This is a genomic window from Halalkalibacter oceani (assembly GCF_040544555.1).
GTDB classification, from domain to species: Bacteria; Bacillota; Bacilli; order Bacillales; family Bacillaceae_D; genus Halalkalibacter; species Halalkalibacter oceani.
Genome location: NZ_JBEPKD010000027.1, coordinates 23,603 through 41,844, shown reverse-complemented (window position 1 = coordinate 41,844; position 18,242 = coordinate 23,603). Strand labels below are relative to the sequence as shown.

Sequence of the window (18,242 nt, the reverse complement as noted above, 5' to 3'; positions counted from 1 at the left end):
GGAAAAGAGGTGTAGCAAATGAAAAAGGTCGTCGTGCTTGAGCGGGGAAAAAGTGTGTTTGGTGACGAAATCCAGCTGCAGCAACGCGAACAAGACTTTGAGATTATTAGCAATGGCGTTTTTCTGATGTCAACGGAAAATGGACAATCGGAACGGGAAATGGTAAAGAAAGCGAAGGCCGTTATGAAGCGGAACCCTCATCGTGTATTGGTCGGAGGTCTTGGCGTGGGGCACACGGCCGATCAGGTGTTGCGTGAGGGGGATGACGCAAATGTTCATATTGTTGAGATTGAACCGAAAATTGTGGAGTGGCAATATAAATATCTTTATCCATTCTCCAACGGGATATTGCAGCGCGAGGGAGCTTCGTTGATCATTGCCGATATTGGCTTCTGGCTGGAACGGAACCCTCTTTGCTACGATTTGATCTGCCTCGATACCGATAATGGGCCAGACTGGATAGTAGCCGATCGTAACGCCAAACTGTACCGGAATGAAGGCCTTGATTTGCTTTATCATCGAGTGACGCAGGGAGGAGCCGTTTCTTTTTGGAGTGCGTCCCGCTCTCAAGCTTTTTTCCAACTGTTGAAGGAGAAATTTGATCGAGTATATGAGTACCCAGTGAAAGTCTCAGCCACTTCTCAGCTGCCACCTGATTATGTATATATTGGCTGTAAGGATTAGGAGACGATGGAACCTCTGACACCGGGACCTAGACAGCATGAAGAGGTTTCCTCAAGTCTCATATCGCGACGAATCTTTCAAAAAATCAGACTGTTGCAAATACTCATTGATTTCTCGAGCGGTAATCTGTATAATAAAAGCAGTATATGGTCAGACCATCATTCCATTAAGTAAAAATGTAAGCGCTAACAAAAAATGAATGAGAAAGGTACAGAGAATGGATTTTAAACCAATTAAGAAAACGAACCTAGGAGACGATGTCATTCTTCAATTAAAGGATCTCATTGTAAAGGGCAAGCTCAAAATCGGTGATAAGCTGCCAAATGAAAGAGAATTATGCACGCTGCTTGGAGTGAGCCGATCTTCCTTGCGTGAAGGGTTAAAGGTCCTTGCCCAGCAAGGTCTGATTACCCGGATCACGTCGGGAACGTATGTGACGGCTGAATTTTCTAAAGTAATTGAGGATTCGTTAACGATGCAAATTCTGTTAAACGAAGCGACGTTCGATGAAGTACAGGAGACGCGGCTGGCACTGGAAAAGGAGCTGACCGCCCTTGCAGCGCAGCGGCGAACGGACGAGGATTTACAGGCGATGGAGGAGCAGCTGGCCACTTTGCGTGAGGCGGTGGAACAAAATGATAAGCGCTTATTTGTGAAGGCGGATATGGAGTTTCACCAGCTGATTGCCAAAGCGGCGAGAAATTCAGTGCTGATGTATGTGTACAATACGATTTCCCACTTGATTTTCAAGGTGCAAAAGCAGGTCGCTTATGACAGTACGGTTTTGGCGGCCTCGCATGACTACCATCAACAAATTTATCAGCTGCTGGTGGCGAAAGAGGACGAGCTTGCGCAAAAGACGATGGAAAGCCATTTGGTTGATGTGCAAAAGAGGCTGCAATCGTTGACGAATTTCAGGGAGATAACAGAAAAAACCTTTGAATAGGACAGAAGGAGAGTGTAGCCATGATCGTAGATGCTGCTAAAATCAGCCGTTTTTCAAGAGAGAGCTTCACGAAGCTGGGGATGAGTGAAGAGGATGCCGATACGGTGACAACGACAATGCTTGAAGCGGATTACCGGGGGATCCATAGTCATGGATTTTTACGCTTGCCGATCTATGTCAAACGAATAAAGAAAAACTTTATTCAGGTTCCATCCAAGGTAACGGTAGAAATGGAAACAGAAGCGATGGCTTTGTTGGACGGTCATTATTCAGCAGGGCAGGTTGTTGGAAAGAAAACGATGGAAAAGGCGATGGAGTTGGCTCGAAATCACGGGATCGGCATGGCGACTGCCAAGCATAGCAATCATTTCGGCATTGCCGCCCACTATGCGCTCATGGCGGCTGAGCAGAATATGCTTGGCATCGTGATGAGCAATGTGGAGCCATTGATGCCGGCTATCGGCGGAGCGGAAAAAGTAATTGGCAACAACCCGATCGCCTTTGCCAGCCCAACGGCAGAAGGGGATCCAATCGTGCTTGATATGGCTTTAAGCAATGCCCCGCTTGGGAAAATTCTGTTTGCCCAGGCGCAGGGAAAGGAGATTCCGAAAGGGTGGGGTGTTGATAAAAACGGCGAAGCAACAACTGATCCGGCTCAAGTACTGGATGGAGGGTTTCTTTCTCCGGTCGCCGGCCCAAAAGGATTCGGTCTCGCGATTTTCGCGGAAATTTTAACAGGAATCCTGACCGGAAGCCAGTTTTCAAAATCGATTCCGTCGATGTACGACATGAAAGAAAAGCAGTCGATTTCCCATTTTATGCTGGCGATTGATTTATCACAGTTTGTCAGCGGAGAGGAATACGGCAATCGGATCAAAACATTGACGTCATTCGTCAAGGAGTCAAAAAAGGCGCCAGGTGTCGATGACCTTTATATGCCGGGAGAAATTGAATTTGAACGAGAGAGAAAGAACAAGGAGTCGGGAATCGCGATGGAAGAGAACGTTTTACAGGAGCTCTATCAGCTTTCAGATGAGCTTGGTGTTTCTTTGAAGGAAGTCGTTCTGCAAGATTGATGGTAAGGAGGGAAAGAGGCATGAAGGGACTTCGGGCTGCTAAGAGCTATATCGTTACGGGAGGCGGAGGAACGAAATTGTATGTCGAGGAAGGCGGGAATCCTGACGGCCAGCCGCTCGTCTTTATTCATGGCTTCAACCAGAGCCGCTACGTATGGGCTAAGCAATTTCAGTCTGAATTGCTGCAGGACTTCCGACTCATTGCCTTCGATAATCGCGGTCATGGCTGGTCGGAGAAGCCGGTTGAAGCGTATCAGGAGTCAGAATGGTGGGCAAAAGACCTGGATGCGGTGCTGACTGAATTGCAAGTGAAGAAGCCGATTCTGATTGGCTGGTCATACGGCGGATTAGTTGTTTTTGACTATTTGCGTTTTATCGGGGAGAAAGCGATCGGCGGCGTCAATTTGGTAGGGGCACGCTCGCGGATTGGGACGACGGAGGCTGCGGCAGAGACGGGGAAAGACTATCATGCGCTGAAACCGAAGCTGCTGGCAAATGAGATGACGGCTGCACTCGAGGGGATTGCGACCTTTCTGGCACTGTGCAGCAAACGACGGCTTCCACCAGAAGAGTATTACTATTTTCTTGGGTTCAATGCGATGATTCCTCCATATGTCCGACAGGCTTTAATGAAGCGTACTCTGTCGAACGAGGACATCATGACAAAGCTCAGTACCCCGTTTTTAATTACCCATGGAAAAGAAGATCAGGTCGTTCTGCCGTCGCATGCGTTATATAACAGGAACCAGCTGACGCATGCTACGCTTTCCTCGTATGAGGAGACGGGACATATGCCTTTTTGGGAACAGGAACAGAGATTTAATCAGGAGCTGAAAGACTTTGCCGATACTATTATGCAAGAAAACTAATGTTTAATAAAAATTAATTGAACTCCCTTCCTGTTTCTGTGATAACATGTAAAATAGGTTATTTATCATGCGACAATGGTGTTAAATCATCGTGTGACGAGATAAGGGGGATTTCAATGAAATTAAGGTTTCGGACGAAGCGGAAGGAAGCTCCTTCCACAATTAAGGCCCAGCAGCCAGTACATAATGTTGCCATTCGTGTCTCACCGGCGGTGCAAAAGCAGCTTGCGATGATTCATTTAACGACGGCTGATTTAATTGCCGTGAAAGAGCTTCAGCCTTTGGTGGAAAAGCATGTAGATGAAATCGTCAAGCGGTTTTATGAAAACCTTGAAAAAAACAGTGAGCTGAAAACAATTATTGATACGAATAGCGCTGTCGAACGATTGCGGGTAACATTGAGGCAGCATATAAAAGAGATATTTAACGGGACGATAGATGGCGCTTACATTGAACAGCGAATCCGGATTGCCCATACACACGTGCGGATCGGTCTCGACTCCAAATGGTATGTCGGTGCTTTTCAGGATTTGTTAGAGTCGATGATTGATTTAATTTATGAGCATTATGAAGATAACAAGTCTTGCAGAATGTACATAAAAGCGGTAGCCAAGATGTTTAATTTGGAGCAGCAGCTCGTTCTGGAAGCCTATGAAAGAGAAATAGAACGGATCATTCAACAAAATCAGGAAAAACAAAATGAACTCGTCAAACTGGTTAGCGCCACAGTGGAAGAATTGGCGGCTGTTTCCGGGGAAACAAGTGCCTCAACAGATGAGCTGAAGTCGAGGTCGGATGAAATCCTCGCCTACACACATACCGTGTCTAAGCATTCCCAGAAGGTGGAAGAGATTTCAAAGGATGGCGCCGAGAAGCTGCAGGCTCAGTCTGCGCAAATGAGCGAAATAGATGGCACGATCGGCAAAATTTCCGAAGAAATGGGGATTTTGAGAGGAAATGCGGAACAGATTAATGAAATTGTCGGCCTTGTTCAATCGATTGCGGCGCAAACCAATTTGCTTGCACTAAATGCAGCGATTGAGTCGGCCCGGGCAGGAGAAGCTGGAAAAGGGTTTGCTGTTGTAGCAGAGGAAGTTCGCAAGCTTTCCGATCAAACGCAAAACTCAGTCAGCAAAGTATCTGATTTGATTATCCGTACCAATGATCAAATTGGTGTCATGTCAAGTTACATCGCCAACATAAACGATCTAATCAAAGAGACGTCATCAGGGATGAAGGAAACGAGTGATTTCTTTGATGAAATTGTCGAATCAACAGAAAAAAGCAATCTTCAAAATGTCAGCGTTGAAAAAGAAATGGAGCATATTTCCCGCGTGACAGAAGAAATTAATCAAGCGGCAGCCCAGCTTTCAGCAACAGCTGACCAGCTGACAGAAATGATGAAAGGCTAAAAGGTCTGTTTTATCCGGTAAAAGGCCAGAAGCTTGAGTAGGCGGTTGCGCTCATTGTGTAGAAGCTGGACAAAAGGGGAACGAACCTTTGTCCAGCCTTTTTACGTTTTTTACGCGTTAGCCGAGTGTGTCGGTAAACGATAATACATGCTGCTTGACTCTTTCCCTTTCTTCCTCCGTCATTTTTTCCAAGTGAAAGGGATCTCGTGCTTCAGCCGGGATGAGGATTGTTGCCGGTTCCTGAAGCTCTTTTTTATGTTCGTCTCCATCCTCTGTATTCGTTACTTTTGATCTGCTAAACGCTGAATGGATGATTTCCGTCTTTAAGTAGTTGCCATCTGTATCGAAAAAGTCCTCAATCGCTTTCACATCGGTGGCTACATGATGTTCCCCTTCTTCGACAGTCGTAATCGCGTTTATCTTCTTATAGCCGGTTGGCTCATAAAAACCATCCTCGTTTTGTTCGGATGTCTCCGCTACAAACACTTCAATATGCTGAAACCGTTCCGTGGTGCACGCGCTTAAAAGAAGAACGGTCAGCACCAATAAAGTTGTCATCAACAAATTTCTTTTCAAGAGTACCTCCCCTTTCATAGCATGGAAAAAAGAGCCCACTGAAAAACCTTCCTTTTTCGTAACTCGAAGAAGAGTAATGGCTCCACGCGTTGCGCGCCTTGCTTCGAGAAACCCGCTCGTAGCAGGCTTTCAAAATCAGGCAACGGCTTCGCTCATTACGAAAAAGCTGCTGAAAAAGTGAAAATTGTACTTTTTCAGCAGCCTTGGATAAAAGGTTGATTTTTCCCTTTTGCCCGGGCATAGAGCTACGCCATTGTGATTGTTACTTTAGTGCTTCTGTAAGCTGAGGAACGACCTGTTTTTTGCGTGAAACGACGCCTTTTAGCAGAGCTGTCTTCCCGTCAAGTGTGACCTGGAAGGCCTTATTGACTGCTTCAGCCTGTGAGCCGAGGGCGAGAACTTTCGAGTCGTTGTTTAAAATGTCTGTTACAACGAGCAGGAAGAGATCGAGGCTTTTTTCGGCGATGACGGCTTCGATTTCCGCTTCTAATTCTGTTTGCTTTGCAAACACTTCCTCCACATCGACCGTATTCACCTGGGCAATTTCGACTTTATGCTGTCCCATTTGGAATTCCTTCGCGTCGAGATTGAGTAGACCTTTCGCCGATTTATCACTGACATCGGCTCCGGCTTTAAGCATCGCAAGACCGTACTCCTCGCTGTCAACCCCGGCAATCTCGGCAAGCTTCTTTGCCGTCACCACATCTTCTTCCGTACATGTTGGTGATTTGAACAGCAATGAATCAGAGATAATCGCGGAAAGCATCAGTCCGGCAATCTCCTTTGGAATGTCAACTTCATTTTCTTTGAATAGCTTATAAAGAATTGTCGCCGTGCAGCCTACCGGTTCAGCCCGGTAATAAAGCGGGTCGCTTGTCTCAAAGTTAGCGATCCGGTGATGGTCAATGACCTCAATGACGCGAACCTGATCGAGGTCAGAGGCGCTTTGCTGGCGCTCATTATGGTCGACGAGAATGACCTCTTTTGCTTCGGCAACTGATTCTGTCAAGCGTGGTGCATTCACCTGGAAATAATCGAGTGCGTACTGTGTTTCGCCGTTAATGTCGCCTAAACGGACCGGCTCAGCGGGGATGTTCACCTTTGTTTTTAAGTGAGCGTAAGCAATAGCAGAGCAAATTGAATCTGTATCGGGATTTTTGTGACCGAATACGAGAACTTTTTCCATAATAACACTCCTTTATGTAAACTTCTACATCTTATAACTTAACATAAGTAGCAACGCAAGCGAAATATTGTCTTTTAAATTTTTGCAGGCTTGTCCAGAAATTTCAGAACAAACCTGAAGCAATGTGTGCAGTGTGCAGAGCCATTATCCTTCTCCAGTTGCTGCCCCCTCACGCAGAGCCCTTTTACCGGATGTTGATTGACGTTTTTCGATTGCTGGCATAGACTATAATCAAATGATTATTTGAATGAGGGATGAAGAATGACGAAAGTGAAGAATCAGGTAGATACATGTGATGTGTTTTGCTATGACGAGGAGAAGGTGACACGAGTCTCCTCTATTATAGAAGCGGAGAATCTTAGCCCGGTTGCCGGGATTTTTAAAGCTCTGGCTGATGAAACCCGTTTGAAAATCGCCTACGCCCTCTGTCAGGAGGAGGAACTGTGCGTCTGTGATGTCGCGACGATTATTGGAGCGACGGTGGCGACCGTCTCCCATCATTTACGGCATTTGCGCAGCCTCGGCATTTGCAAAAGCCGGAGGGAAGGCAAGCTTGTTTTTTATTCGCTGGATGATGACCATGTCGAAATGCTTGTCGCGTCGGCTGTCGTACATGGAAGAGAGGTGGGGGTGCGTGAATGAAGCGGAAAAGAAAGTGTACCGGGTAGAAGGCTTTACATGTATAAATTGCGCTGGGAAGTTTGAGCGCAATGTCAAGGAGCTTGAGGGCGTACACGATGCGAGGGTGAATTTCGGTGCTGCGAAAATATCCGTCTATGGAGAGGCAACGCTTGAGCAGCTCGAAAAAGCCGGCGCGTTTGAACAGCTGAAGCTGACGCCGGAGCACGAAACAAGAGCAGAAGTAGAACGGACAACACCTCTTTCCTTCTTCAAAAAGCATATTCATGTGTTTATTTCAGCGATCTTCCTTGTGCTTGGCATCATCGGCCAATCAATGCTTGGAGAAGGAAACGGAGCGGTTATCGGCGCTTTTCTCGTAGCGATTGTCGTCGGCGGCTATTCGCTTTTTAAAGTCGGCCTGGCGAATTTAATGAAAGCACAATTTGATATGAAAACATTGATGACGATCGCGGTTATTGGAGCGGCGATTATCGGTGAATGGACGGAAGGAGCGATTGTCGTCATCCTGTTTGCGATCAGTGAAGCGTTGGAACGGTTTTCCATGGATCAGGCGCGGCAATCGATCCGTTCGTTGATGGACATCGCGCCAAAAGAAGCATTGATTCAGCGGAACGGGGAGACGGTGCTGGTGTCTGTTGACGACATTCAAATTGGCGATCGGATGATCGTGCGCCCCGGACAGAAAATCGCTATGGATGGAACCGTCGTTAGCGGCCGTTCCTCGGTCAATCAGGCGGCCATTACCGGAGAATCCGTTCCTGTGGAAAAGCACGCAGCGGATGAAGTGTTTGCCGGAACGTTAAATGAGGAAGGACTGCTTGAAGTAGAGGTGACAAAGCGCGTCGAGGATACGACGATTTCAAAGATCATCCATCTCGTTGAAGAAGCGCAGGCCGAGCGCGCTCCATCTCAAGCTTTTATTGATAAATTCGCCAAATATTATACACCGGCGATTATGCTCGTTGCTTTGTTCATTGCGCTGATCCCGCCATTGTTTTTCCAGGCAAGCTGGGAGGCATGGATTTATCAAGGATTGGCCGTCCTTGTCGTCGGCTGTCCATGCGCGCTCGTTATTTCCACTCCGGTGGCGATTGTGACGGCAATCGGCAATGCGGCGAGGAATGGAGTATTGATCAAAGGCGGAGTTTATTTAGAGGAGCTGGGTGGCTTAAAGGCCATTGCTTTTGACAAGACGGGAACGTTAACGAAAGGCAGCCCGCATGTTACGGATCTGATTACCTGCGACAAAGATTATACGGACAAAGAAGCTCTGGCTGCCATCGCCGCCTTGGAGTCACGCTCCGCTCATCCACTTGCATCAGCAGTCATCCGCAAGGCGGATGAGGAACAGGTTCCGTATCATGAAGTGGAGGTCAATGACTTTGTCTCTTTGACCGGAAAAGGGATTAAAGGCAGCATTGACGGAGTGACATACCAGATTGGAAATCTTCTGCTGTTTCCTGGGGCCAGTGCTGAAATAAAAGAGGAAGTCTTCCGGCTTCAGAGACAGGGGAAAACCGTGATGCTCTTCGGAACGGAGGAAGAAGTATTTGCTCTATTTGCGGTCGCTGATGAAGTGAGGGAGCTAAGTAAAACAGTAGTTGAGCGCCTGCATCAGCTTGGAATATCACGGACCGTGATGCTTACGGGGGATAATTGGCTTACGGCTGAAGCGGTCGGCAGGCAGGTTGGCGTGAAGGAGATTCAAGCCGAGCTTTTACCTGAAGATAAGCTGGCCTATATGAAGCAATTAAGAAATGAGCATGAGCGAGTCGCGATGATCGGTGACGGGGTAAATGATGCGCCGGCATTGGCCGCTTCGACGGTCGGAATCGCGATGGGGGGAGCTGGTACCGATACGGCGCTCGAAACAGCGGATGTCGCCTTGATGAGCGATGATTTGAAGCAGCTGCCTTACTTGATTTCTCTTAGCCGGAAAGCATTGCGAATTATTAAGCAGAATATCGCCTTTTCACTCGGGCTGAAGCTGCTCGCGCTGTTGCTGGTCGTTCCGGGCTGGCTGACTCTCTGGATCGCGATTCTGGCCGACATGGGGGCAACCTTGCTTGTGACAGGGAATGGCTTGCGCCTGCTGAATCGAAAAAAGAACAGCGATCAGATATAGGTAGGCACATCTTTTCGCCTCGGCCAATAGTATACAAGAGGGGTTATTCGGGTACGAGGGGGAAGTGATGTGCTGGCAAACGAAGGAACTTACTTTGTTTATACAGTGAAGATAAATGATACGGTATTTGGTATTGCGACGATGCTTCGAAGTACGGTTGACGAAATAGAGCAGCTGAATTCCCTTTATCCTCCCTTTACAGATCCAGGGCTTCTGTATGAGGGAAGACAGCTGATCGTACCTTATTCCTTTACCCCGCAGGCACAGGTACTTTATTTTGTCCAGCCGGGTGAAACCCTTCCTTCGATCGCAGGTTCGTTCGGTCTTGATCTTCAGGCAGTGGAGGCGCTTAATCCGCAATTGAGCGATATAAACAAAATCGTCGCCAATCAATTGCTGGAATTGCCGGTGCAAATTGAAATCGTGGAAGAAGGGGATTCCTTATGGCGGATTGCCGAGAGACGCGATCTTCCTGTGTCGGCGCTGCTGCATGTGAATGCAAACAGGCATAGCTTCTCGGGTGACGTGATTTATCCGGGCTATGCGTTACTCCTTCCCCGATGTCTCCATAAAAAAATGGAGAATCCGATTGGCGTTAAGAGGAAGAGACAAAACTAGTTAGCTTGCCATAGCGTCACTCGCCAAAAGCCCGTTGTGAGAAAGCGACTCATAGCGGGCTTTAATAGATTGGGGCCGTTCCGTTCATTGCTTAGGGGCTGGGAAAAAGGTGAAAAAACAACCTTTTTTCCAGCCCTGTTTTTGTTGCGGTTTCAAAGAATTCTTTGTCAGCACATCTGACATGGTTAAGGAATTGAACCGTTATTATTACTAAAATGAAAATGACTAGATAAGAAGTAATTTTAATATGACTTTAATTGACGTGGCAGAGCTGATAATCAGCCCAGAGGATGAGAGGCCACTGAAAAAACTTTCTTTTTCAGCAGCTTCGATGATGAGGGGGGTTATAAATGAAACAAAAGCTGGTCTTAATAGGAAATGGCATGGCAGGGATAAATTGCATGGAGGAAATCCTGAAGGTAAACCCATCTTTGTATGAGATGACTGTATTCGGCAGTGAGCCTCATTATAATTATAACCGCATTATGCTATCGACCGTTTTACAAGGAGATACGAAGGTTGATGATATTACCTTGCATGACCGCGCCTGGTATGAGCGCAACGATATTCGTCTTTATGCGGGGGAAACGGTCATTCAGGTCGACACGGTCGAAAAAACAGTGAGCACGGATCGCAACAGAAAGGTTTCTTATGACAAGCTGATTATCGCGACAGGCTCCGTTCCGTTTATGCTGCCGATTCCCGGAGCTGACAAGGAAGGAGTTGTCAGCTTTCGGACGATTGAGGACTGTCAAAAGATGATCGAGATCGCCGGCAATTATCAAAAAGCGGCTGTCATCGGTGGAGGGCTGCTCGGTTTGGAGGCCGCCAGAGGGTTGCTGAATCTCGGGATGGAGGTCAATGTCGTTCATATCGCCAACCATTTGATGGAAAGACAGCTTGATCCAACCGCCGCGCTAATGCTTGAACAGGAGCTGAAAAGCCAGGGGATGAAGTTTTTGTTGGAGAAGACGACGGAAGAGATCATCGGCGCCAGACGGGTCGAAGGGCTTCGATTTACCGATGGCACAGCGGTGGAAGCAGATATGGTCGTTATGGCAGTTGGCGTCCGTCCTAACGTCCAGCTGGCAAAAGAAAGCGGGATTGAAACGAACCGGGCGATCCTCGTCAATGATTACTTGCAGACGAGCGTGCCTGATGTTTATGCCGTTGGAGAATGTGTCGAGCATCGCGGAATGGTGTACGGCCTTGTTAAGCCGCTTTATGAACAGGGAAGAGTGCTGGCCGCCCATCTATGCGCCAAAGAGACAGCCGGATACGAAGGAAGTACTCTTGCAACACAATTGAAGATATCAGGGGTGAATGTCTTTTCGGCCGGGAATTTTCAGGCCGATGCGCCGGCAAAAACGATGATGAGCGTTGATGAACTGGCCCAGACATACAAAAAAATTGTTCTGCGCGATGAGAAAGTGATCGGCGCCGTCATGTTCGGCGATACGAAGGCGAGCAATAAGCTGTTGGATATGATAGCCAAGCAGAAAGTGATCACCGATGAAGAAAAGCAGCTGCTTTTGCAAAGCACTGGCGCGGAACCGGAAGTAGTGACGATGGAGCAGACGGAGCTGATCTGTCAGTGTAATGCCGTGTCAAAGGGCGCAATTATTGAAGCCTGTCAGGCGCGTGAGCTGGCGAGTGTCGAAGAAATTAAAAACTGTACAAAGGCGTCCAGTGCATGCGGGGGCTGTAAACCGCTTGTCTCCGAGCTGCTGTCTTATATCCAAAGTGAGGACTTTGATGAAGTCGTCGAAAAAGAGGCGATGTGCGCCTGTACAACGCTGACTGATGAAGAGATTGTCCAAGAGATACAGATCCGTAGACTAAGCTCTGTTCATGACGTGATCGAGCAGCTCGGCTGGAAAACGAAAGATGGCTGCCGGACTTGTGTGCCGGCTTTGCATTATTACCTCGGGATGATTTATCCCGAATATGGAGCGGAGCAGGAAGCGCTTTTCCTGAATGAGAGGATGAATGCGGTTGTGCAGAGCGATGGCACCTATGCGATCACGCCGCAAATGTACGGGGGAATAACGAATGCTGACGAGCTGCGAAGAATCGCTGATATTGCTGAGAAGCACCGCATTCCGAACGTTGCCGTAACGAGCGATCAGCGAATTCATTTGTACGGCATTCCGAAAGAGCAGCTGGAGGCTATTTGGCGTGAGCTGGACTTGCCATTAAGAAGTGCAACCGGCAACAGGGGACATACGATAAAAACCTGCCTTGGGGAAACAGCCTGTACGTGTAATAAGGAGCAGGCGCTGGAACTGGCGGTCGAGATTGAGAAGCGGATTGATTCTGTGCCGGCGCCGTACCGGCTGAAAATGGGTGTGTCGGCTTGCAGTCATAACGGAGCCGGTTCCACAACGAAAGATGTAGGGATCATCCAATTCGCCCGCGGCTGGGAACTCTATGTCGGCGGCAGCAGCGGGAGACATGTCCGCCAGGGGCAGCTGCTTTCTGTCGTGGAGACGGCAGAGGAAGCTTGCGAGCTGGTGATTGCCTTCGTTCAATATTACCGGGAAACGGCCAAGTATGGCGAGCGGACCTGGGATTGGATCAACCGGGTCAATTTGCTCCACATTCGTGAGGTCCTGTTTGCACCGGAATTAAGGCAGCAGCTAAGCGGAAATTTGGAGCAGGATGCTTTACAGATCAAAGCGAGATTGGCGAAAACCTTCTAGGATGTCGGAGAGACAAATACGTAGCAAAGGATGAGAGACGATGACTGAGATGCTATTAAGGTATTTTCGAACGAAGCAGCAGGAAGTGGAAAAGGAAACCGTCTATCCATCGCAATGCCCTTTTTGCAGCATGCAGTGTAAAATGCAGCTAATCGAGCAGGTAACGGTGACACGTAAGAAATACAAAACAGTCGGTGTCGATAATCCAACGTCAGAAGGCCGGCTGTGTATTAAAGGGATGCATGCCCATCAGCACGCCCTTCATTCCGAGCGGCTCAAATACCCGCTGCGCAAAGTGAACGGTGAGTTTGTCCGGATTTCCTGGGACGAAGCGCTGGAGCTGATTCGCGAAAAATTCACGGCGATTCAGGCGCAACATGGCAAAGATGCGTTATCAGTCTATGGCAGCGCGACGATCACGAATGAAGAGGCGTATTTACTCGGGAAATTTGCCCGTGTCGCGCTCGGGACGAGGTATATCGATTACAATGGCCGCTTATGTATGTCGGCCGCGGCCTCTGCCGCCGCGAAGACATTTGGCATGGACCGCGGCTTTACGAATACGATTCAGGAAATTCCCCATTCCAGATGCCTGATTTTGGCCGGGACAAATATGGCGGAATGTCAGCCGACGATTATGCCGTATTTTGAAAAAGCGAAAGAAAACGGAGCCTTTATCATTGCCATCGACCCGCGGGAAACAGCGACGACAAAGCTGGCCGACCTTCATTTGAAAGTAAGGCCGGGAATGGATGCAGCATTGGCGAACGGCTTTCTGAAGGTGATCCTTGATGAAGATTTAATCGATGAAGACTTTCTGGCGCGCCATGTTGTCGGCTTTGAGGAAGTACGGGAGTATGTTTCGGCGCTCGACCTTAATGAAATTGCTGAAATGACAGGGGTGCCGCTCAGTCAAATCAGGAAGGCCGCTTCCGTCTTTGCCAGAGAAGAGTCGGGGATGATCTTTACAGCTCGGGGAGTGGAGCAGCAAACGGACGGTTCAAGTGCGGTGCGCAATTTTCTTAATATTCTTTTAGCGACAGGGAAGATCGGCAAGAAATACTCCGGCTACGGCGCGGTGACCGGGCAAGGAAACGGACAAGGGGCAAGAGAGCATGGGCAAAAAGCCGATCAGCTGCCAGGCTACCGCTCGATTGAAAATGAAGCTGATCGCCAGTATATCGCCGATGTGTGGAAAGTTGATGTCAATGAGTTGCCACGCAAAGGGGTATCGGCTTTTGAAATGATACAGAAGGTCGATCAGGGAGAGATTAAGGCGATGTTCCTGATGTGCTCGAATCCGGTTGTCTCCCATCCGCGCGCCGAGTTTGTCAAACTGGCATTGGCTAAGCTCGATTTCCTCGTGGCGGTCGATATGTTTATTTCTGAAACAGCGCAATTAGCCGATTTGATTTTGCCAACGACCTCTTATTTGGAAACGGAAGGGACAATGACCAATGTCGAAGGGCGGGTCCTATTGCGTGAAGCAAGCTTTCCGGTACGCGGCGAGGTCAAGCATGATTGGAAGATTATTTGTGAAGTCGCCGACGCTCTCGGTAAAGGCGAATATTTCTCCTTTTCGTCACCGGAGGAGGTCTTTAATGAGCTATGTGTGGCGTCGCGTGGTGGCATTGCCGACTATTCCGGCATGAGCTATGAGCGGTTGCGCCGGGAAAAAGGTCTGCTATGGCCGTGTCCGGACGAAACGCATCCCGGAACCGAGCGCTTATTTGAAGCTGGTTTTGCTCATCCAGATAAAAAGGCGCGGATGGTGCCGGTGTCCAATACAGCGAAAATCGCCAAGGAGAAAACATCGGAAACGTATCCGCTCTTCCTGACGACGGGCCGGATCATGTCGCATTATTTAACCGGCGTGCAGACGAGAAAAAGCGCGACTCTGGCTGCGCGTGAATTTGAATCGTATATGGAAATCCATCCTGCGACGGCCAAAAAATTTCAGATAAACGATCAAAGCCTGGTCAAGGTCGAATCGGAGCGGGGCAGCATTGTCGTCAGAAGCAAATGGTCGCAAACCATTCGCAAGGATACGGTCTTTGTGCCTTTGCATTGGACGGAGTCGCAAAATGTCAACCGTCTGGTAGCCGGCACTCTTGATCCGTCCTGTGGGATGCCGGGCTTTAAAGTAAGTGCGGTGAAGATATCAGCGGTCGATCAGTAGTACCGGCAGCATCCCGGAACTCGATAGAGGTTGTTCCAATACCTTTTGGGGTAACCTCTCTTTTCAGGTTGAAAAGAAGTATTTTAAATATAGGAAAAGACTGTCAGAAATTGTTACACGGATCCTGTTATTCTCCAGAAGCTTTGGCATAATGGGCCTATGATAAAGAAAAGGAGTGTTTGAAATGAAGCTTTCTGAATTGAAAAAAAGTGGGCATGCTCCATCGCTCTTCTCGGCTTTTTTATATTTTGATATTAGCTTTATGATCTGGGTGTTACTAGGGGCGCTGGGCGTTTATTTGACTGCTGACTTTGATCTGTCAGCCGGCCAAGTCGGGATGATTGTCGCCATCCCGATTTTAGCCGGATCGCTGTTCCGGGTCATTATGGGCGTGTTGACAGATCGTTTCGGGCCAAAAAAGACAGCGATCGGCGGAATGATCGTAACGATGGTTCCTCTGTTATGGGGCTGGTTATTTGGCTATACACTGAGTGAGCTCTATATGATCGGAATTCTACTTGGGGTTGCCGGCGCAAGCTTTGCCGCGGCGCTGCCGATGGCGAGCCGCTGGTATCCCCCCCATCTTCAAGGTGTTGCGATGGGGATTGCCGGTGCCGGAAACAGCGGAACGCTGCTGGCGACCTTGTTTGGCCCGCGTCTTGCTGAAGTTGTCGGCTGGAACGGGGTCATGGGGCTGGCGCTGATCCCGTTGAGCATCGTCCTCTGCTTATACATTTTCATGGCGAAGGAGCCGCCAAATCAGCCGGCCCCGAAACCGTTAAAGCAGTATTTCTCCGTTTTCAAAGAAAAAGATACATGGTATTTCTGTCTGCTGTACAGTGTGACGTTCGGTGGTTTCGTCGGGTTGACCAGTTTTCTGAGCTACTTTTTCGTCAGTCAATATGGCGTATCGGGAGTACGGGCTGGAGAAATTGTGACGCTCATCGTCGCCTCGGGCAGCTTCCTCCGTCCGGTTGGCGGGCTGATCTCAGATAAAATCGGCGGAGTAAAGCTGCTGCAATTTTTATTTTTGGGCGTGGCGCTCTGCATGTTTGCGGTCAGCCTGTTGCCGCCACTGGCACTCGTCGTAACGATACTCTTTGTCGGCATGGGTTGTCTCGGTATGGGAAATGGGGCGATCTTCCAGCTGGTTCCGCAACGTTTTCAAAATGAGATTGGCATGGTGACCGGGATTGTTGGAGCAGCCGGCGGAATCGGCGGCTTTGTCCTGCCGAATGTGCTCGGCTCATTAAAAGACGTAACAGGCACGTATGCAACCGGCTTTATTACATGCTCAATCGTTGCTTTAGTCGCTTTTGCGATTTTGCTCTATGCCCAGGCTGGATGGAGAAAGGAATGGTCCGTTTCGGGCAAGCAGGTACGGATTTGAGAGGAAGCGATGGATGATCGAAGCACTAAACGAACTCACGGCGTCCTCTCAAAGCCGAAAGACGAATCCAAGGGTAGAGTGATCGTTTCGTACATTTTGTGGCCTTGCTACGAGTGGTTCCTCGTGGCAAGGCTTTTTAAAATTTGTCACGGCTGGGCACATAATGTAGAAGCTGCAAAAAAGGAACCCCGCTTTTTTTCACCAGTCCGGAAAAACCATGTCAGATAAAATGACACAAGATAACATGTATTTCAAATCATAGTTTACGATTAACCTACATTTAAAATCATGGTTTTGCAGAAGCAAAAGGGGGAGTGAGGAATGGAAAGGGGAATGGTCTACTTGGTAGGAGCAGGCCCGGGGGATGCAGAGCTGATTTCCCTTAAAGGAAAAAGGGCTTTACAGCAGGCGGAGGTCGTCATTTTTGATCGATTGATCAATCCCTTTTTGCTAACGTATGCGAAGGAAGATGCCAAGCTCATTTACTGTGGCAAACAGCCGTGCCGCCATACGTTGCGGCAGGAGGATATTCAAAAGGAAATCTTGATTCATGCCAGGAAGGGCAAAACCGTCGTCCGGCTTAAGGGAGGTGATCCGGCGGTATTTGGCAGGGTTGGTGAAGAGGCTGAACTGTTGGCGGAGCATCATATTCCGTATGAAATAGTGCCCGGCATCACGGCGGGCATCGCCGCAACAGCCTATGCCGGTGTGCCGCTTACTCACCGGGTTCATTCGGATTCATTTGCAGTCGTCACAGGACACGGCAGCAAAAAGAGTGGTACGCCGGAAATCAATTGGCAGGCCCTCTCAAAAGGGGTCAAAACGATCGTGTTTTATATGGGGATCAAGCATCTAAAAACAATCGCAGCTGAGTTGATGAGCCGGGGGAAAGTAAGCGAAACGCCGGTGCTCGTCGTTCAGTGGGGAACGTACAGCAAACAAAGAACGATAGAAGGAACGCTTGCCAACATTGCCCGTAAAGTGGCCCAGGCAGGGGTAACGAATCCGGCAATTATCGTCGTTGGTGAGGTCGTTGCTTTAAGGTCGAAGCTGGCCTGGTATGACAATAGACGCCTGTCGGGCCGAAGTATTCTCATACCTGGTCCGGAGAAAAAGCACCTTAAGCTTATCGATCAAGTAAAACAGCAAGGTGCCGATGTATTCGCCTTTCCGCTTTTGACCGAGCGAGCAACGGCCGACCGCCATCAATTGGCGGGCTTGCTTGGAAGCAATAAACCGAGAGAGCTCGTCTTCCTTTCAGCAGAAAGTGTTCAGTTATGTTTACAGGCGTTCGGCGAACATAAGCTAGATTTCCGGCACGTCCACTCCCCAATCTATGCCGTCGACCCGTCCGTCAGGCAGACTTTGCGCTCGGTCGGCATTCAAGCTGAATTGCTGGAGGATTCGCGTCTCGAGCTCCCGGTCTTCATCGGTAAAGAAGCAGAGGTCGAAAGCATGAGGCATCAGTACGAGCGCCCGGCGGAGGAACTGATTTTAACAAAGCAACAGGTGAGCCAAAAAAACATCGAGGCGTTTCAACGGTTAATCAGAGAGCAACATGTAAATGCTCTGCTCATTACGAGCCGAGTCGAGGCGATGCAATTGCTGACGTTTTTAACGTTGAGCGGTATCGAAGCTGAGATTTGTAACGGCTTGCAGCTGATTTGCAAAGGAAAAGATGTGAAGCTTTTGCTCGAGTCGCAGAAGATCGCGGTGCAAAGTTTGATCGAAGGCGATGAACTGGCGGGGCTTCTCGATATTTTTGATATAGAAGAGCGCGTTGTGATGGAAGGGTAAAGCGAATCGAGAGAAACGAACTTCGTGAAAAAGGAGCGAT

Annotated in this window: 14 protein-coding genes; 12 read left to right on the top strand and 2 right to left on the bottom strand. The window is 48.7% G+C overall.

The genetic code is table 11. The annotated features are described in order from the left end of the window. Nucleotides 1–18 precede the first annotated feature (18 nt). From ABMB67_RS19990 to ABMB67_RS19970, 5 genes are all read left to right on the top strand, one after another. The gene (locus ABMB67_RS19990; RefSeq protein WP_251223468.1) at nt 19–684 is read left to right on the top strand and encodes a spermine/spermidine synthase domain-containing protein; all 666 of its coding nucleotides are present in this window, start codon (nt 19–21) and stop codon (nt 682–684) included. A gap of 217 nt (nt 685–901) precedes the next feature. Further along, nucleotides 902–1,630 carry a FadR/GntR family transcriptional regulator gene (locus ABMB67_RS19985; RefSeq protein ID WP_354573130.1) on the top strand — a complete coding sequence of 243 codons (729 nt, stop codon included), beginning with the start codon at nt 902–904 and terminating at the stop codon, nt 1,628–1,630. Nucleotides 1,631–1,650: 20 nt separating this feature from the next. Further along, nucleotides 1,651–2,706, top strand: a complete 1,056-nt coding sequence (locus ABMB67_RS19980; RefSeq protein ID WP_251223466.1) for an Ldh family oxidoreductase — start codon at nt 1,651–1,653, stop codon at nt 2,704–2,706. A 20-nt stretch (nt 2,707–2,726) separates the two neighbouring features. After that, complete coding sequence (locus ABMB67_RS19975) at nt 2,727–3,575, top strand: alpha/beta fold hydrolase (RefSeq protein ID WP_354573129.1); 849 nt, start codon at nt 2,727–2,729, stop codon at nt 3,573–3,575. Nucleotides 3,576–3,691: 116 nt separating this feature from the next. Then, complete coding sequence (locus ABMB67_RS19970) at nt 3,692–4,987, top strand: globin-coupled sensor protein (RefSeq protein WP_251223464.1); 1,296 nt, start codon at nt 3,692–3,694, stop codon at nt 4,985–4,987. Between the two features lie 117 nt (nt 4,988–5,104). Here the strand turns inward: ABMB67_RS19970 and ABMB67_RS19965 are convergent, their stop codons facing one another. Together ABMB67_RS19965 and ABMB67_RS19960 are read right to left on the bottom strand one after the other, a co-directional pair. After that, nucleotides 5,105–5,563 carry a hypothetical protein gene (locus ABMB67_RS19965; protein WP_354573128.1) on the bottom strand — a complete coding sequence of 153 codons (459 nt, stop codon included), beginning with the start codon at nt 5,561–5,563 and terminating at the stop codon, nt 5,105–5,107. Between the two features lie 262 nt (nt 5,564–5,825). Beyond that, the gene (locus tag ABMB67_RS19960; RefSeq protein WP_354573127.1) at nt 5,826–6,749 is read right to left on the bottom strand and encodes a manganese-dependent inorganic pyrophosphatase; all 924 of its coding nucleotides are present in this window, start codon (nt 6,747–6,749) and stop codon (nt 5,826–5,828) included. A gap of 261 nt (nt 6,750–7,010) precedes the next feature. Here ABMB67_RS19960 and ABMB67_RS19955 point away from each other — a divergent pair, with 261 nt between their 5' ends. The 7 genes from ABMB67_RS19955 (at nt 7,011) to cobA (ending at nt 18,202) form a co-directional block, all read left to right on the top strand. Continuing rightward, a complete protein-coding gene (locus ABMB67_RS19955) occupies nt 7,011–7,391 on the top strand; it encodes an ArsR/SmtB family transcription factor (protein WP_354573126.1) in 381 nt (126 codons plus the stop codon). After that, nucleotides 7,363–9,516 carry a heavy metal translocating P-type ATPase gene (locus ABMB67_RS19950; protein ID WP_390188863.1) on the top strand — a complete coding sequence of 718 codons (2,154 nt, stop codon included), beginning with the start codon at nt 7,363–7,365 and terminating at the stop codon, nt 9,514–9,516. Before ABMB67_RS19955 ends, ABMB67_RS19950 begins: the two co-directional genes overlap by 29 nt. Before the next feature lie 69 nt (nt 9,517–9,585). Further along, a complete protein-coding gene (locus ABMB67_RS19945) occupies nt 9,586–10,134 on the top strand; it encodes a LysM peptidoglycan-binding domain-containing protein (RefSeq protein ID WP_354573124.1) in 549 nt (182 codons plus the stop codon). A gap of 350 nt (nt 10,135–10,484) precedes the next feature. Continuing rightward, nucleotides 10,485–12,836, top strand: coding sequence for a nitrite reductase large subunit NirB (gene nirB / locus ABMB67_RS19940; RefSeq protein ID WP_354573123.1), 2,352 nt, complete (start codon nt 10,485–10,487; stop codon nt 12,834–12,836). Between the two features lie 40 nt (nt 12,837–12,876). After that, on the top strand, nt 12,877–15,015 hold the full coding sequence (gene nasC / locus ABMB67_RS19935; RefSeq protein WP_354573122.1) for an assimilatory nitrate reductase catalytic subunit NasC: 2,139 nt from the start codon (nt 12,877–12,879) through the stop codon (nt 15,013–15,015). 184 nt (nt 15,016–15,199) lie between these two features. After that, nucleotides 15,200–16,405 (top strand): nitrate/nitrite transporter, encoded by a 1,206-nt coding sequence (locus ABMB67_RS19930; protein WP_354573121.1) that lies wholly within the window; start codon nt 15,200–15,202, stop codon nt 16,403–16,405. Between the two features lie 321 nt (nt 16,406–16,726). Further along, nucleotides 16,727–18,202, top strand: coding sequence for a uroporphyrinogen-III C-methyltransferase (gene cobA, locus ABMB67_RS19925; RefSeq protein WP_354573120.1), 1,476 nt, complete (start codon nt 16,727–16,729; stop codon nt 18,200–18,202). Nucleotides 18,203–18,242: the final 40 nt, after the last annotated feature.

Coding starts and splice junctions, on each gene's coding strand:
- ABMB67_RS19955 (WP_354573126.1), top strand. CDS start 7,011: ATGACGAAAGTGAAGAATCAGGTAGATACATGTGATGTGTTTTGCTAT.
- ABMB67_RS19950 (WP_390188863.1), top strand. CDS start 7,363: ATGGAAGAGAGGTGGGGGTGCGTGAATGAAGCGGAAAAGAAAGTGTAC.
- ABMB67_RS19975 (WP_354573129.1), top strand. CDS start 2,727: ATGAAGGGACTTCGGGCTGCTAAGAGCTATATCGTTACGGGAGGCGGA.
- nirB (WP_354573123.1), top strand. CDS start 10,485: ATGAAACAAAAGCTGGTCTTAATAGGAAATGGCATGGCAGGGATAAAT.
- cobA (WP_354573120.1), top strand. CDS start 16,727: ATGGAAAGGGGAATGGTCTACTTGGTAGGAGCAGGCCCGGGGGATGCA.
- ABMB67_RS19930 (WP_354573121.1), top strand. CDS start 15,200: ATGAAGCTTTCTGAATTGAAAAAAAGTGGGCATGCTCCATCGCTCTTC.
- nasC (WP_354573122.1), top strand. CDS start 12,877: ATGACTGAGATGCTATTAAGGTATTTTCGAACGAAGCAGCAGGAAGTG.
- ABMB67_RS19985 (WP_354573130.1), top strand. CDS start 902: ATGGATTTTAAACCAATTAAGAAAACGAACCTAGGAGACGATGTCATT.
- ABMB67_RS19960 (WP_354573127.1), bottom strand. CDS start 6,749: ATGGAAAAAGTTCTCGTATTCGGTCACAAAAATCCCGATACAGATTCA.
- ABMB67_RS19980 (WP_251223466.1), top strand. CDS start 1,651: ATGATCGTAGATGCTGCTAAAATCAGCCGTTTTTCAAGAGAGAGCTTC.
- ABMB67_RS19970 (WP_251223464.1), top strand. CDS start 3,692: ATGAAATTAAGGTTTCGGACGAAGCGGAAGGAAGCTCCTTCCACAATT.
- ABMB67_RS19990 (WP_251223468.1), top strand. CDS start 19: ATGAAAAAGGTCGTCGTGCTTGAGCGGGGAAAAAGTGTGTTTGGTGAC.